We start from the raw sequence: 14,743 nt of genomic DNA, 5'->3' as shown, positions 1-14,743 counted from the left end.
AAAAGGATACGTTATAAAGCATGTTTGAACTCATTTTATCGGCTGTCGGTCTGGGCATCATGCTGAGTCTCGTTTTTATAGGGCCTATTTTCTTTCTGCTGATTGAAACCAGTTTTTGTCGCGGTCCCAAGCACGCCATCGCGCTGGATTTTGGGGTAATCGTAGCAGATATTCTGTGTATTGTGGCTGCTTTTTTTGCCAGTGCCGACTTGGTACAGCTTATCGATAAACACCCCGGGTTCTACCGTGTTACGGCCTTGATTATACTTATTTATGCTGTGTATATGATTGTCTCGAAAACCAAAATGCATCTGGTAGGTGAAGAAAGACTTATTGGCCAGAATTATTTTAAAACATTCTTGAATGGCTTTTTCTTTAACATTCTGAATATCGGGGTCGTGCTATTCTGGCTCGTAACCGTCATTTCTGTACGCAATGCTTACCCAGATCTAGACCAGTTTATGCTTTATATGTTGCTGGTGGTAAGTACTTATCTGGCAATAGATTTCCTTAAAATATATCTTGCCAAGCAGTTTCACGAAAAACTCACGGAAAAAGTCGCCAATAGAATCCGGAAAGGAGTTGGTTATATCCTGGTGATTTTCAGTATATTCATTTTTCTGCAAAGCTTCAAGAAATTCAATCAGTTCGACCGTAAACTTGAAGAAGCCGAACGTACCGAACAGAAAAAACATCAGCCATGAGTGCAGTTATCTTCCCACCCCACCTTTCCAAAGGAGATAAAATAGCGGTCATTTCCCCGGCCGGCAGTGTGGAGAAAGACCAACTGAAACATGGTTTACAACTTATTCAGTCTAAAGGATACGAGGCGGTTTTTGGCGAACATGTGTTTACCCGATTTCAGCACGGCTATTCTTACGCGGGTGATGTGCGGCAACGGGTCTCTGACCTGAATTGGGCGCTAAACGATCCTGAAATTTCAGCCATTTGGACCTCACGCGGCGGTTATGGTTGCCAACATTTGCTGCCACATATTAATCTTGGGAATTTCATTAAGAATCCCAAATGGTTCATAGGATATTCCGATAACACCGTGATCCAAAGTTATCTGCTGCAACACGGTTTCGCGTCCTTACACGCACAAACCATTAAGACCTCGGCTTTTGGCGTGACAGATGAAAGCTATGACCTGATATTTGACCTTTTTAAAGGAAAATTTCCTAACTATACCATTGAAAACCAACAGTTCAACCGGAAAGGCATTGCGGAAGGTCAACTGATTGGGGGTAATCTTGCGCTCATCTACGCCTTGTTGGGGACGCCATATACATTTGATTTTAAGGATAAAATACTTTTCATTGAAGATATTGGTGAGAAATATTATGCGCTCGACCGAATGCTCACGTCGCTGGAGCTGGCTGGGGTTTTCCATAAAATCAAAGGGCTCATCATCGGAGGTATGACTTTAATGGAAGATGAAAACGAAAATCCCGCTTATAATGACAGTTTCGATGGATTTGCGTATCAACTCATTCACGAAAGGGTTTCAAAATACCATTTCCCTACCCTGTTTGGCTTACCAAACGGGCATATTTACGATAACCGTCCGTTGATCATCGGTGCCGAAGTCTGCTTGGAAGTAGATGATCAAAGTGTTTTAAGTTTCAAATCAGCTTATGGCAGATCATAACGATTTTGGTAAACTTGCGGAAGATCTCGCAACCGAATTTCTCATCAAGAAAAAGTACAGGATTTTGGTGAAGAACTATCGTTTTCAGAAAGCAGAAATCGATATTATTGCCGAAAATGAAGAAACCATCGTCATTGTCGAGGTAAAAGCCCGAAGTTATAACACGATTATGGAACCACAGGAAGCGGTAACCAAATCAAAAATAAAACTGCTGGTAAAAGCCGCGGATGCCTATCTAAATGAAAACCCTACGCCCAAGGAAGTACGGTTTGATATCATCACTGTAATGCCTGATCAGCAGGGCGTACTGCAACTTACCCATCTGGAAGACGCTTTCCAGAGTTTTGATGCCAACTAAATGTAATCTATTCTTATGAAAACCGTACTCATCACAGGCGCCACTTCCGGAATTGGTAAAGCCACTGCACAACTTCTCGCTAAAAACTTCAGGATCATTGCCTGCGGACGGAATGAAGAAGCGCTTGCCCAACTTAGAACAGAACTTTCTGCACAAACCGACATCATAACTTTAAAGTTCGATCAGCGTCATCTGAAGGAAGTGGAAGATGCTTTTGAATCTTTACCCAAATCATGGCAGAAAATTGATGTCTTGATAAATAATGCCGGGAACGCACATGGTCTGGACCCTCTTTCTGAGGGAAATACAGAGGATTGGGATGCCATGCTGGACGGGAATGTAAAAGGTCTCCTGTATGTGTCTAAAAATATTATACCTACCATGAAAGCCCAAGGATCCGGACACATCGTGAATATTTCTTCAGTAGCCGCACGGCAGACCTATGCAAATGGTGTCGTGTATTGTGCCTCTAAAAAAGCTGTGGATGTAATCTCTGAAGGTATGCGCCTTGAACTTACTGAATTTGGCATTAAAGTCACCAATATACAGCCTGGTTTGGTAGAAACCAACTTCTCCAACGTCCGTTTCAAGAATGATGACCAGCGTGCGAAAACTGTGTATGAAGGTTACAAAGCGCTTGATCCCCAAGATATTGCCGATGCAATCTCCTATTGCATTAATACCCCGACACATGTCGCTATTTCGGATCTTACGATCTATCCCAGTGCCCAAAGTGAACCGAGAACGGTATATAAAAATCCTTAACCAACGGTTTTCCTGTTTAAATGTTAATTTTGTCCCATGAAAATCTTACACATCGAAACTTCCTCTAAAAACTGTTCTGTAGCCATTTCCGACGGCGAGCAACTACTTTGTGTATGCGAAGAAGTCTCAGAAAACTATAAACAGTCTGAAAGTCTGCACACTTTCGTACAATGGGCATTGGAAGGAGCCGGATTTACTTTGCAGGAGATGGAAGCGGTTTCCTTAGGCATGGGCCCGGGCTCTTATACCGGTCTCAGGATTGGTTCATCAGCCGCCAAAGGATTCTGTTACGGGTTAAAGATTCCACTGATTGCTGTAAATTCTCTGGAAACGATGATAACACCGTTTTTAGGGCAAAATTACACATACATCATCCCTTTGCTTGATGCAAGACGAATGGAGGTTTATACGGCAGTTTTCGATGGCGAGACAGGGAAAATGGTGGGTGAAACCAAAGCGAAAATTTTAGATGAATTTAGTTTCAGCGAATTTAAAGATCAAAAAGTCCTTTTCATAGGTGACGGAGCAGCGAAAGCCAAGGAAATTCTTCAGTTACCAAACGCAGAATTTAATCCTGCCGTTTATCCTTCTGCTAAATATTTGGTGAAAAAATCTGTAGAGAAATTTACCAAAAAGGATTTTGAAAATACGGCTTATTTTGAACCTCTTTATTTAAAAGAATTCCACGGCGTAAAGAAGAAAAAAACCGAAGACTGACTTCGGTTTTCCTTTGTGATGTAACGTATAGTTTATAAGATTATCTATTCCTTTTTTGTAGCGTATTACGTTTGGGTGGCTTCATCCGTAGTTCTGGGCTGCCCGGTGCCGGCGCTCCCAACACAGGCATACCTGGTGCTGGAGGTCCCACTTCTTCTACTGGTGCGGAAGATGTAGGTGCGACGTTGGTAGGCTGGCCATATTCATTCGTCAGTTCAAAGTTGATATCACTTTTCAAATGCTGGAGCATTTCCGCGGCCTTAAGACCTTCAGCGGTTTTAGCATAGTTTAAGGCAATCTGCTCCAGTTGGAGGATCATGATTTCCTTACCCGCGGTTTTCCCTGTATTAAAAGCGTTTAAAAGCACAAATTTAGGTACCAGTGCATCTTTCGGATGTTTCTCCAAAGCCTGCTCGATTAAGGTTTTGCTGTCTTCATATTTCTCATCAGCATAAAGGCTGAAAGCTTCGGTGTACATTTTTTCAACTTCCTCCGAAGATTTACTGAATTCTTTATTTCTTGGATTTTTCACAAATTCCGCATACGAGGTGTACGGAAATTCACTTATAATCATCTCTTTAGCACGTTCTGCCGCACTTGGATTTTTCTCGTAATTAAATGCAAAAATGCTGTATAGCGCCTGAAGTTTGGTTTCTTCATCGGGTTGCGCGTCAACAAGATCATAAAGTGTTTTTGTAGCCAGCGATGTATCGGAAAAATAAGATTCATACATTCTTCCCAAGGCAAGACTGGCGGTATCGCGGGCTTTTTTTAATGAAAATATTTCATTATTGTCGGTAGGGATCTGCTCTATGTAAAACTGGGGTTCCAGGCGACGCGGATTCGGCGCGGTGGCCATGCCCATAGCTTCATTTTTAAGGTCTTCGATGGAGGTGCTGCGGGCAGAGGTACGCCAGTTGTCACCCAAAGCCCGTGTCCCCCAAATCTGCCGGAAAGTGCTTTCGCCGCGTGCTACAGTGCTTTGGTTTGAAAAATAAAATCCGCCTTTTGTAGCTCCGAAATCCTCAAAACCACCTGTATTTCCTGCAAATATAGAGTTGGCTGAATAGTCACCGATATCAAAGCCCTTCCCTCTTTCTTTTCGCTGGCGCATTTGTTCTTCAGCAGCTTCACGAATTTTGATCCCTTCGATGTATGTATTGAAATAGGCGAACCTTTCGGCTTCAGGCATCCGGGTAAGCGCAAGGATACTGTCGTTCTTGCGGATGAGGTAATAGTTTTGGGATAATTGCTTGATGTTTTCAGATTTTTCCTGTAGCAGTGTCTTCGTGGGTTGATACGTCATTACCGCAAGTGCAGAATCATAAAACGCACCTGCCGAGAGATAATCGCTGTTATCAAAATAGGCCTTCCCAATTTCATAATAACTCAGGCCACGGATCTGTGGATCCGACATTTTTTCGTGTAAGGACTGCTGAAAAAAGGTTTTTGCCTCTTCCTTCTTGCCGGCTTTATTAGCCATAAGGCCCAGCGCATAGTAAAATTCGTTTTTGCGCGAGGCATACGTTCCTTTCTTGCTGATGTTTTCAAGATAGCTTTTTGCGCCTTGGTAATCATCATCCTGGCCATTGAATGTTTTGGCAATTTCGACTTGCGATTTCACTTCAAACTCGAAATCGTTGGCATTTTTGTAGGCGGCCGTGAAGCTTTCTCTTGCCTCATCATTTCGGCCGAGGCTGGCTAAGATCTGCCCCCGAAGAAAGGCGATTCTGCTGCGTAGTTTTCGGTTGTTATTTAGTGTGAAGGCATCTTCCAACTCCTCTACTGCCGCTTCTTTTTTGCCAGCGTGCAACAGCATTTCAGCATAATATACACTCAGGAGTTTCTGGTTGCTTTTATTAAGCTTGCTGTCGTTCTTCAATTGTGAAAAAACTTCCCCGGATCGGTAATAATCGCCCATCTTCGAATATGCCACTCCTTGGTAAATCTTTGCCAGCGGAAGCCTTTTATCATTCCGCATACTTGCAAACACATAATTCAGCCCATCAAGTGCCTCGAGGGGTTTGTTTTGGTAGATACGCGACTGCGCGAGTAATATATGTGCGTCGAATATTCTCTTGTTTCTCTCTTCGCCTCCTTTTAATACGGAATATTTGGCGATGGCTTTTAAAGCTTTAGCTTCGGCGATTTCCAGGACTGTAGTCCCCGTTCTAATTTGATTGTTACGTTGCCTGCCAGGGTCACCCGGTATCCCCGGCCCCATATTTTGCCCAGAAATATCTGTGGCGGTAAAGTTATCTTCCAATGACGAATCTAAGGGTAAATCTTCAAAAGTAAGTAACTGAATATAAGGCGCATAGAAATTATCTACATGTGCCTTGTCTCGGTTACGGAACTCGGTCTGCAGTGCATCTTTGCTGTTGAAAAGTGTATTGTAATAAGTAAAGAATCCTTTCATAAAAGCTGAATCGTTGGTTTTCTTACGTGATGAACACGAATTGAATACCGCCACAGACAGCAGAAAAAGTATGGTTTTTTTCATGTGTTTATAACTTGCAAAACGGCTAAATATTATGGGGAAGCCGTATATTTTTTGTGGATAAATGTACCAAAATTTTAATTTCAGTGACTTGCTTCAAAATCTTTTAGGATTTTGTAAACCAGATGGGTAGGTAAGCCCATGACGGTATAGTAACTTCCATTAATACGATTGATTTTTGCCATGCCCAGCCACTCCTGCACGCCGTAACTTCCTGCTTTATCAAACGGCTGGTGATTTTGGATGTAATATGTCGCTTCTTCTTCAGAGATCGGTGCCATTTCCACTTCTGTACAATCGGTTTCTGTAATGGTTTTGTTTAATGTTTTTATGGTTATTCCGGTGTACACCTGGTGTATTTTACCAGAGAGTTTTTGTAGCATTTCTTGTGCGTGGTGCGTATTTTCGGGCTTACCTAATACTTCGTTTTCCAGTGCTACTATAGTATCAGCGGTGATTAAAATTTCATCTGGCAGAAGCTCCCTGAACGAATCAGCTTTAAGTATAGACAGATAACCGGCGATTTCGGCCGGGGCCAGCGACGGTGGATAAACTTCCTCACAATTAACGGAAACTACTTCAAAACGGTAGCCTAGGTTTTGCAGCAGTTCTTTTCTTCTGGGCGAATTAGAAGCTAGTAATATTTTCATTTACAATTGTTTAGGTGCTTTTTGTATGGTCTTCGTGCCACTTGCCCTGTATTTTCATCACCTGTTCAATAACATCACGAACGGCGCCTTTGCCGCCATGGATGGGTGAAATATATTCAGCTACATCCTTTACCTCCGGGACTGCGTTTGCAGGACAGGTGGATATACCGGAGGCGCGTAAAATGCCCATGTCTGGAAGATCATCGCCCATGGTAAGTATTTCTTCATTTTTTAATCCGTATTTGAGTTTAAACTCCTCAAATTTCTCAAGTTTATGCGAGATCTTTGCGTAATAATCGGCAATACCCAAATAATTTATACGGTTTCTCACCGAAGCATCATCCCCACCGGTAATCACACAGATTTTGTAATCACTTTTCACGGCTTTCACCACAGCATATCCATCCAGCACATTCATCACCCGGCACATACTTTTATCTGGCATCAGGTACACGCTACCATCGGTAAATACGCCATCTACATCAAATACAAATGCCTTTATGTTCTTTAGTTTCTGTTTATAACTCATACATTTTCTTTATGGATTGGTTCATGGTACGGTAGATTTCCAATGAATTTTCATCAGAAATAAGTTCTTCATGCAATTGTAAAATGCGCAGGTCATTTCGCACTGCCGGCCCGGTTTGAGCCTCTTTCGGTGGTAATTCCTTGATTTTTAAAGTAGTTTCTTCAATTAATGGCCAGAAGTATTCAAACGGGATTTGTTGTTCGTCAGCCAACTGTTGCGCACGTGCATAAAGATGGTTCACGAAATTGCAGGCGAAGACGGCCGTCAGATGAAGGTATTTGCGTTTTTCGTAAGTAGATAAAACAATCTTTTCGGTGATGTTTGCAGCCAAATTCTTCAGAATCTCTAAATCACCCGCATCATCACTTTCAATAAAAATAGGGATTTCTTCGTAAACTAAATTTTTAGTTTTTGAAAACGTCTGTAAAGGATAGAAACTGGCTTTACGGTAATTACCTTTTAGGATTTCTTTTGGCAACGACCCCGAAGTATGCGCTACCAGACAGTCTTTTTTTGTGATTTCTTCAGATACTATAGCCACCGCGTCATCTTTCACCGCAATTAGGTAAAGGTCAGCGTCCGCTAGTACAGAAGTGGAATGAGGGATATTAAAAAGGGAAGAAATTTCCTTCAGCGCAGCCTCATTTCTGCCAAAAACCTGTACAATAGGAATGTTTTTTTCCGTAAAAGCTTTCGCAAGATGGTACGCTACATTTCCTGAACCCAGGATGACAGTCTTCATTACAATTTTATTATCAACAAATATAATATTTTTGGTTTGGACTAAAAATTGAAAAGACTATCTTTAACCTTCGGTACAATTTACCATCAAAACACTGAATGCATCTCAATGAAGAGTAAGGAAGAAGAAATTATCGGGTTGATGTCCAGCGAAAAAACCCGCGACAAGGGTGTTCGCCTGATGATGGATGCTTACCAGAGCAGGTTATATTGGCATATCAGAAGGATTATTGTAGACCACAACCTCGCGCAGGATGTTTTACAGGAAACCTTCATAAAAGCCTACCAGAATTTTCATCAGTTCAAGCGCGACAGTCAACTCTATACTTGGCTTTACCGCATTGCAACCAATGAGTCGCTACAGCAGCTTAATAAACTCAAAAGAATGCAGAAAACCGATGAAGATGTCGAGTATCACCTGCAAAACCTGGTGGCAGATAACGCCTCTTCTGACGCAGAGGAAATCCAAATTCTGTTGCAGAAGGCGATACACACCCTCCCGGAGAAGCAAAAACTGGTTTTCACAATGAGATATTATGAGGATTTGCCTTACGAAGATATTTCTAAGATTTTAGATATGTCGGTAGGCACCCTCAAAACAAATTACCATTATGCAAAGCAAAAGGTAGAAGATTATATAAAACAGAACTACAAAGAATAAAAAGTATGAAAATGACCGCTCATTGAAATACAGCATTAAGATGAAAGATTTTGACATAGAAAAACTCGAACGCACCCAAATCTACCGTACGCCGGAGAATTTTTTTGAGGAAATGCAGCACAATGTAATGCAACAGGTTTCCCCACAGAAAAAAACCCGCATTATCCCTGTAAATTGGCCCTATGCCGCTGCAGCAGCCGTGGCTACCCTGTTCGGGCTCACGTTTTTTATAACCCAGGGGGAAGCCGCTCCAGAACCCGTAGCACAAATCCAGGAAATAAGAACCATCAACGCTTTGGAAGACGTAGCAATCAATACCGAACCAAAACAAGAGGCAAGACTTGCCTATCAAACCCTGGCAAACGATTTAACTTTAGTTTCAGATGATCATCAAAAAGAAACAAAAGCCGCGCCCACAGAAGTAACTGCAAAAGCAAAAGCCAAAACAGCACCCAAACCCAGCGCAGAGATTCAGGTAGATCAAATCCTAGGGACCATTACTTCCGCTGAATTGGCAGATTTAGGCAGAAATGTAGAGCAAGACGTGTACCTGGATTTGTATTATTAAAGAGAAGAAAGAATGAAAAAGATTTTATTTTTGCTGGCCACCGTTTTAGCGGGTAATCACAGCTTCGCACAGGAACAGAAATACGACTGGAAAGCCATGAGCCCCGAGCAGCGCAAGGAAACAATACAGAAAATGAATCCGCAGCAACGCATGCTCCTGCTAAAACAGTTCCGCGAAAATATGATGGTGACAGAGTTAGAGGTGCCACAGAGCAATCAGCCAGAGTTCAAAGCACTTTATGATGAATACCATGAAAAGCAGAATGCCATTAAAAGCAAGTTTAAACCCGCGCAGGATTACGATAAAATGACCGATGAAGAAGCCCGCAGACAAATCAATGAAAGCTTCGAGATAGGACAGCAACTGCTCGATAATCGTAAAGTCTATGCAGAAAAGTTCATGAAAGTCATCAAGCCACAGCAGGTTCTACAGATGTTCCAGACCGAAGGCAAGATGCGCAACAAGATATTAGATAAAAAAGACGGGCAACCTACCCAGGCCCCGCAGAGCAGGCGACCATAATAGTTTATTTTTTTAATGTTTGAGCGACCTCTACAATTCATTTTGCAGAGGTCGTTCTTTTTTTTGGCGATCCGCTTGTGCGGCCTCTCGGCCGCACAAGCGGCCGGGCTATCCACTACAACTCCTCGGCGCGGACTGGCGTCCGCCCCTGCGGGGTTTCCGTTTCTATCCCTATCGCGCTAACGCACCAAATAATCACCAGATTCCAACAAAAAAACACTAAATTTGCCCCTTATTCTCCCATTTTAAATGAAAAACATACGAAACTTCTGCATCATCGCACATATAGACCACGGTAAGTCCACGCTCGCAGACCGATTGCTCGAATATACCGGCACCGTTACCCAGCGCGAACTCCAGTCACAGACCCTCGATGATATGGACCTCGAGAAAGAACGTGGAATCACCATCAAATCCCACGCGATCCAGATGGATTACGAACTCGATGGCGAAAAATATATCCTTAACCTGATCGATACACCCGGCCACGTAGACTTCTCTTACGAAGTATCACGTTCCATCGCTGCCTGCGAAGGTGCGCTTCTCATCGTAGATGCCGCGCAAAGTATTCAGGCACAGACGATAAGCAACCTTTACCTTGCGCTCGAAAATGATCTGACCATCATCCCGATTCTGAATAAAATCGACCTTCCTTCCGCCAATCCGGAGGAAGTAACCGATGAGATCATGAACCTCATTGGCTGCGACTACGAAGATGTTTTACGCGTTTCCGGCAAGACCGGCGAAGGCGTGCACGATCTCCTCGAACAGATCGTCAAAAGAATCCCCGCTCCCGTTGGTGATCCCGAGGCTCCGCTGCAAGCTTTGGTTTTCGACTCGGTTTACAATCCGTTCCGCGGCATTGAAGCTTATTTTAAAGTCGTGAACGGCAGTATCAAGAAAGGTCAGCGAATCAAATTCATGGCCACCGAAAAAATGTACGAAGCCGATGAGGTCGGTACCTTAAAACTTAAACAACAGCCAAAAACTGAGATTAAAACCGGCGACGTTGGCTACATCATCTCTGGAATTAAAGATGCACGCGAAGTGAAAGTAGGAGATACCATCACAAGTTTCGAAAATGGCGCGCCCAATCCAATCGAAGGTTTCGAGGAAGTGAAACCGATGGTTTTTGCGGGAATTTACCCCATCGAATCCGAAGATTTCGAGGAACTGCGCGTTTCCCTGGAAAAGCTTCGTCTGAATGATGCTTCACTCGTTTTCGAACCTGAATCTTCCGCCGCACTAGGTTTCGGTTTCCGTTGCGGATTCCTTGGCATGCTGCACATGGAGATCGTGCAGGAAAGACTCGACCGTGAGTTTGATATGAACGTCATCACCACCGTTCCGAACGTTTCGTACCACGGTTATTCAAAACGTGATCCCGAAACCCCAATCCTCATCAACAATCCATCTGAAATGATGGATCCCACCACGATGGATCGGGTAGAAGAGCCTTTCATCAAAGCTTCCATCATCACAAAATCCGATTTCGTAGGTGCTGTAATGACGCTTTGCATCGAAAAACGCGGCGAAATAGTCAACCAAAGCTACCTTACCTCAGACCGGGTGGAACTGATCTTTAATATGCCTTTGGCGGAAGTAGTTTTCGATTTTTATGACCGTCTGAAATCCATTTCGAAAGGTTATGCCTCATTTGATTATCACCCGATCGGTTTCCGCGCTTCAAAACTCGTGAAGATGGACATCCTGATCAACGGTGATATGGTAGATGCGCTTTCATCGCTTATCCACGAGAGCAATGCGTACTACATCGGTAAAAGAATGTGCGAAAAACTTCGCGAACTTATCCCGCGCCAGCAGTTTGACATCGCGGTGCAGGCGGCTTTGGGAACCAAAGTCATTGCACGTGAAACCATTAAAGCATTAAGAAAAGACGTTACGGCCAAGTGTTACGGTGGTGATATCTCGCGTAAGCGGAAACTCCTTGAAAAACAGAAAGAAGGAAAGAAGAAAATGAAGCAGATCGGTCGGGTAGAGGTTCCGCAATCAGCCTTTATGGCGGTGCTGAAGCTGAATGATTAAGAGAATTTGGGCGCCTTTTCCATCCTCCACTCCCGCTTTTTTCACCTCGTTCCTCGGCGAAAAAGAGCTCCGTTCAGGCTGGGGCGCGGGTTCCGTCACAAAACAACACTATTTTCAATACAAATTCCCGGTTTCGTCCGGGAATTCTTTATTTTAGTCAAAATTTCCCACGATGGTTTATAGAATCCTGTTTTTAATTCTGTTTTCAGTTCAGTTTCCCGCCCAGCAGCAGTTTCAAACACCCTACGAAAAAGGCAACGGCAACCAAACCGTCACCTATCAGGAAATGTTGAAATATTATGACGGTCTCGACAAAAAATTTAAAAACATCAGCGTTCAGAACTTCGGTCAGGACGATAACGGCGAACCAATAAAAGTGGTCATCTTTAACCCAAATAAAATCAAAAACACACCTACAATCCTCATCAACAATGGTATCCATCCCGGTGAACCCGACGGAATCGACGCTACCATGATGCTGATGCGCGATCTTGCAACGGGCAAGATTTCATCCGGTGGCTTGCAGATCGCGGCTGTGCAGGCCTACAATATTTCCGGCATGCTGCGACGCGGAAAATTTAGTCGAGCCAACCAAAATGGTCCGGAAGAATACGGTTTTCGTGGCAATGCGCGAAATTTCGACCTGAACCGCGACTTCATCAAGAATGATACTGAAAACGCGAAGGCATTCCAGCAGATCTTCCATCATTTCAAACCCATTTACTTCATCGACAATCATGTGAGCAACGGCGCTGATTACCAGTATCTTTTCACTTATATTTCGACCAACAAAGAACGCTTAGGAAAGAAACTCGGCGATTATTTCAACCGGAAGATGCAGCCCGAAATCCTGCAAAACATTGAAAAGAAAGGCGTGCTTTCTACGCCTTACGTGAACATTCACGGGGATTCGCCCGATGACGGTTTCCCCGCCTTCATGGATACGCCGCGCTATGCCACCGGCTACACGACTTTGTTCAATACCCTTGGCACGGTGGCCGAAACGCACATGCTGAAGCCTTATCCGGAGCGGGTTCGTGCGACTTACGAATATATGTTGGCTTCCATGGATTATGTGGCAACAAACAGCACCGAAATTCAGCAGTTGATGTTTTCGAGTCTAAATGAATTAAAGCCCGGCAGCGCATATCCGATTCAGTGGAAACTCGACAGTACACAGTTTCAGCTGCTTGATTTTAAAGGTTACGAAGCCGCCCAAAAACCCAGCGAAGTTTCGGGAAAACCGCGGCTGTACTATGACCGAACAAAACCTTTCAGCCGGAAAGTGAGGTTTTTCGATCATTATAAATCCACTAAAAGCATCACCATCCCGAAATATTACATCGTTCCTAAATCTGAAAGAAAGGTGATTGAACACCTGATGCGCAACCTGATCCAGATGCGGGAAATCAGCCGCGACTCTGCCGCGACTGTGGAAATGTACAGAATCGTCGATTATAAAACAGTAAAAAATCCTTACGAAGGCCATTATCTGCACTACGAAACAACCGTAAGACCGGAAACTAAAAGCGTAACCCTGACGAAAGGCGATTTCCTTATTTCAACCAGTCAGCCCGGCGTGAAATATCTGCTCGAGACCCTGGAACCCGAAGCGGCGGATTCGTTCTTCAACTGGAATTTCTTTGATGCGATTCTGGGACAAAAAGAATATTATTCAGATTATGTTTTTGAAGATACGGCCGCGGAACTACTGCGCACGAACAGCGCGTTGAGAACCGCTTTTGAGTTACAAAAAACCGCTGATCCGGCTTTCGCGAAAGATGGCGACAAACAGCTCGAATGGATTTACCGTAACTCGCCGTATTACGAGGGAACAGTGGGTCTATATCCGATATTCAGGATTTTGTGATTCAGTAGTAAGTTCAGCTATGATTGGTCATTTTATGGTGATCTTATGGTGTCTTTTAGGTTTAAAGACTACAAGTTTTTGGTCTGAAACCAGAAATTTTAGGTCGGGAACGCAAAGGATTAGGCGTAGGAACCATAAGTTTTAGGTTAGGAACCCTAATGTTTCGGTCTTTAACCTTAACGTTTTGGTTTTTAACCTAAAAATTCCGGTGCAGAACCGGAATTTTTATCTTTAATCAAATATAGTCTAACTTACACAAGGTCTATTTTGGCAATCCTTTTTTCAAAGCAAAATTCGCGCGCTCAATCGCTTTTTTCTCTTTCCAGCTCATGTATCTCTGCTTGAAATTGCGCTTCATGAAGTTGTCGAAATTGCGTTGCACGGTAAGATTCCATAGCGAATGTGCTTTAACGCCCCAGGATTCGTCCCATGCGCGCAGCGAGATCGAGAAACTGCCGTCTAGATACTTCATCCAGTGCCACCAGCCGGTCGGCATGAAGAGCGTGTCGCCGTGCTCCAGGAAACATTCAATGCCCTCTATACCGTCTAATGCAGGGAATTTCTCGAAATCAGGGTTCGAGATATCGTAATCCTCCAACGCATACGTAGCGAACGGAATTTTGTAAAGACGCTCTTTCCATTTATAATCGAAAAGCAGAATATGCTTCCGGCCGTTGAAATGCGTGTGGAAAATGTGCGCCATGTCAATATCATAGTGCAGAAAGGTGACTGAGCCCTTCCCACCGAAGAACATATTGGGGTATTTATCCAGAAATCCTCCCATCAGTTCCTTCGGCGATACATAATCTTCGAGTAATTTAGGAGCAAACTTTATCGGATCGAAAAGGAATATTCGCAAATCAGTAGGTTCTCTTTGAATGAGATCAATATAATCCCCGAATTTCATTTTAGCCGCGGAAGCATTGATAGGCGCGGAGGGATCGGCTTTCGCGGAGTCATATAGTGGCACTTCCACATCGCCCACGGTTTCCTTCATGTAATCCATGGTCCATTTCTGGTACGCCGGCCAGTTTTTCGCCATGTTGCGGATGACGACAGGCTTTCTGGCCTTTAAATATTTTTCGCGGAAGTCTTCTTGTGTGATGTCTTCCACCACATCAATCGGCGTTAAATGAAGTCCCATGTTTTTACGGATTTAAAGACG

Annotated in this window: 15 protein-coding genes; 10 read left to right on the top strand and 5 right to left on the bottom strand. The window is 43.6% G+C overall.

The window, feature by feature from the left end; genetic code table 11:
- The first annotated feature begins 20 nt into the window (after window positions 1–20).
- Genes CO230_RS11880 through tsaB form a run of 5 tightly spaced genes read left to right on the top strand, consistent with a single transcriptional unit; the run spans window position 21 to window position 3,491 of the window.
- Entirely contained in the window at window positions 21–704 is a 684-nt protein-coding gene (locus CO230_RS11880) for a LysE family translocator (protein ID WP_122028797.1), read from the top strand.
- Window positions 701–1,651, top strand: a complete 951-nt coding sequence (locus tag CO230_RS11875; RefSeq protein WP_122028796.1) for an LD-carboxypeptidase — start codon at window positions 701–703, stop codon at window positions 1,649–1,651. The genes CO230_RS11880 and CO230_RS11875 overlap by 4 nt, the downstream gene beginning before the upstream one ends.
- Window positions 1,638–2,009 carry a YraN family protein gene (locus tag CO230_RS11870; RefSeq protein WP_122028795.1) on the top strand — a complete coding sequence of 124 codons (372 nt, stop codon included), beginning with the start codon at window positions 1,638–1,640 and terminating at the stop codon, window positions 2,007–2,009. The genes CO230_RS11875 and CO230_RS11870 overlap by 14 nt, the downstream gene beginning before the upstream one ends.
- Window positions 2,010–2,024: 15 nt before the next feature.
- Window positions 2,025–2,774: an SDR family NAD(P)-dependent oxidoreductase gene (locus CO230_RS11865; protein WP_122028794.1), complete on the top strand. Its 750-nt coding sequence runs from the start codon at window positions 2,025–2,027 to the stop codon at window positions 2,772–2,774.
- 36 nt (window positions 2,775–2,810) lie between these two features.
- Window positions 2,811–3,491: a tRNA (adenosine(37)-N6)-threonylcarbamoyltransferase complex dimerization subunit type 1 TsaB gene (gene tsaB / locus CO230_RS11860; protein WP_122028793.1), complete on the top strand. Its 681-nt coding sequence runs from the start codon at window positions 2,811–2,813 to the stop codon at window positions 3,489–3,491.
- 40 nt (window positions 3,492–3,531) lie between these two features.
- On the opposite strand, the gene CO230_RS11855 is transcribed toward tsaB, so the two are convergent.
- The 4 genes from CO230_RS11855 to CO230_RS11840 form a co-directional block, all read right to left on the bottom strand.
- Window positions 3,532–5,994, bottom strand: coding sequence for a tetratricopeptide repeat protein (locus CO230_RS11855; RefSeq protein ID WP_122028792.1), 2,463 nt, complete (start codon window positions 5,992–5,994; stop codon window positions 3,532–3,534).
- Window positions 5,995–6,074: 80 nt separating this feature from the next.
- Window positions 6,075–6,641: a Maf family nucleotide pyrophosphatase gene (locus tag CO230_RS11850; RefSeq protein WP_122028791.1), complete on the bottom strand. Its 567-nt coding sequence runs from the start codon at window positions 6,639–6,641 to the stop codon at window positions 6,075–6,077.
- A 10-nt stretch (window positions 6,642–6,651) separates the two neighbouring features.
- Window positions 6,652–7,170 carry a KdsC family phosphatase gene (locus tag CO230_RS11845; RefSeq protein ID WP_122028790.1) on the bottom strand — a complete coding sequence of 173 codons (519 nt, stop codon included), beginning with the start codon at window positions 7,168–7,170 and terminating at the stop codon, window positions 6,652–6,654.
- Entirely contained in the window at window positions 7,160–7,912 is a 753-nt protein-coding gene (locus CO230_RS11840) for a Rossmann-like and DUF2520 domain-containing protein (RefSeq protein ID WP_122028789.1), read from the bottom strand. The genes CO230_RS11845 and CO230_RS11840 overlap by 11 nt, the downstream gene beginning before the upstream one ends.
- Before the next feature lie 108 nt (window positions 7,913–8,020).
- On the opposite strand from CO230_RS11840, the gene CO230_RS11835 reads away from it, so the two are divergent.
- The 5 genes from CO230_RS11835 (at window position 8,021) to CO230_RS11815 (ending at window position 13,578) form a co-directional block, all read left to right on the top strand.
- A complete protein-coding gene (locus tag CO230_RS11835) occupies window positions 8,021–8,572 on the top strand; it encodes an RNA polymerase sigma factor (protein WP_122028788.1) in 552 nt (183 codons plus the stop codon).
- Between the two features lie 40 nt (window positions 8,573–8,612).
- Window positions 8,613–9,140: a hypothetical protein gene (locus tag CO230_RS11830; RefSeq protein WP_122028787.1), complete on the top strand. Its 528-nt coding sequence runs from the start codon at window positions 8,613–8,615 to the stop codon at window positions 9,138–9,140.
- A 12-nt stretch (window positions 9,141–9,152) separates the two neighbouring features.
- Window positions 9,153–9,662: a hypothetical protein gene (locus CO230_RS11825; RefSeq protein ID WP_122028786.1), complete on the top strand. Its 510-nt coding sequence runs from the start codon at window positions 9,153–9,155 to the stop codon at window positions 9,660–9,662.
- Between the two features lie 249 nt (window positions 9,663–9,911).
- On the top strand, window positions 9,912–11,708 hold the full coding sequence (gene lepA, locus CO230_RS11820) for a translation elongation factor 4 (protein ID WP_122028785.1): 1,797 nt from the start codon (window positions 9,912–9,914) through the stop codon (window positions 11,706–11,708).
- Between the two features lie 172 nt (window positions 11,709–11,880).
- Window positions 11,881–13,578 carry a M14 family zinc carboxypeptidase gene (locus tag CO230_RS11815; RefSeq protein WP_122028784.1) on the top strand — a complete coding sequence of 566 codons (1,698 nt, stop codon included), beginning with the start codon at window positions 11,881–11,883 and terminating at the stop codon, window positions 13,576–13,578.
- A 262-nt stretch (window positions 13,579–13,840) separates the two neighbouring features.
- On the opposite strand, the gene CO230_RS11810 is transcribed toward CO230_RS11815, so the two are convergent.
- On the bottom strand, window positions 13,841–14,722 hold the full coding sequence (locus CO230_RS11810) for a cupin-like domain-containing protein (protein WP_122028783.1): 882 nt from the start codon (window positions 14,720–14,722) through the stop codon (window positions 13,841–13,843).
- Window positions 14,723–14,743: the final 21 nt, after the last annotated feature.

Origin of the sequence: Chryseobacterium sp. 6424, from assembly GCF_003692615.1 — a bacterium.
In the GTDB taxonomy this organism is placed as follows: domain Bacteria; phylum Bacteroidota; class Bacteroidia; order Flavobacteriales; family Weeksellaceae; genus Kaistella.
Note: the sequence above shows the minus strand (reverse complement) of the source record. Positions and strands in the feature narration are given on the sequence as shown.

What these genes read in the sequence shown, in the direction of transcription:
- CO230_RS11880 (WP_122028797.1), top strand. Translation starts at nt 21, where the DNA reads ATGTTTGAACTCATTTTATCGGCTGTCGGTCTGGGCATCATGCTGAGT.
- CO230_RS11875 (WP_122028796.1), top strand. Translation starts at nt 701, where the DNA reads ATGAGTGCAGTTATCTTCCCACCCCACCTTTCCAAAGGAGATAAAATA.
- CO230_RS11870 (WP_122028795.1), top strand. Translation starts at nt 1,638, where the DNA reads ATGGCAGATCATAACGATTTTGGTAAACTTGCGGAAGATCTCGCAACC.
- CO230_RS11865 (WP_122028794.1), top strand. Translation starts at nt 2,025, where the DNA reads ATGAAAACCGTACTCATCACAGGCGCCACTTCCGGAATTGGTAAAGCC.
- tsaB (WP_122028793.1), top strand. Translation starts at nt 2,811, where the DNA reads ATGAAAATCTTACACATCGAAACTTCCTCTAAAAACTGTTCTGTAGCC.
- CO230_RS11855 (WP_122028792.1), bottom strand. Translation starts at nt 5,994, where the DNA reads ATGAAAAAAACCATACTTTTTCTGCTGTCTGTGGCGGTATTCAATTCG.
- CO230_RS11850 (WP_122028791.1), bottom strand. Translation starts at nt 6,641, where the DNA reads ATGAAAATATTACTAGCTTCTAATTCGCCCAGAAGAAAAGAACTGCTG.
- CO230_RS11845 (WP_122028790.1), bottom strand. Translation starts at nt 7,170, where the DNA reads ATGAGTTATAAACAGAAACTAAAGAACATAAAGGCATTTGTATTTGAT.
- CO230_RS11840 (WP_122028789.1), bottom strand. Translation starts at nt 7,912, where the DNA reads ATGAAGACTGTCATCCTGGGTTCAGGAAATGTAGCGTACCATCTTGCG.
- CO230_RS11835 (WP_122028788.1), top strand. Translation starts at nt 8,021, where the DNA reads ATGAAGAGTAAGGAAGAAGAAATTATCGGGTTGATGTCCAGCGAAAAA.
- CO230_RS11830 (WP_122028787.1), top strand. Translation starts at nt 8,613, where the DNA reads ATGAAAGATTTTGACATAGAAAAACTCGAACGCACCCAAATCTACCGT.
- CO230_RS11825 (WP_122028786.1), top strand. Translation starts at nt 9,153, where the DNA reads ATGAAAAAGATTTTATTTTTGCTGGCCACCGTTTTAGCGGGTAATCAC.
- lepA (WP_122028785.1), top strand. Translation starts at nt 9,912, where the DNA reads ATGAAAAACATACGAAACTTCTGCATCATCGCACATATAGACCACGGT.
- CO230_RS11815 (WP_122028784.1), top strand. Translation starts at nt 11,881, where the DNA reads ATGGTTTATAGAATCCTGTTTTTAATTCTGTTTTCAGTTCAGTTTCCC.
- CO230_RS11810 (WP_122028783.1), bottom strand. Translation starts at nt 14,722, where the DNA reads ATGGGACTTCATTTAACGCCGATTGATGTGGTGGAAGACATCACACAA.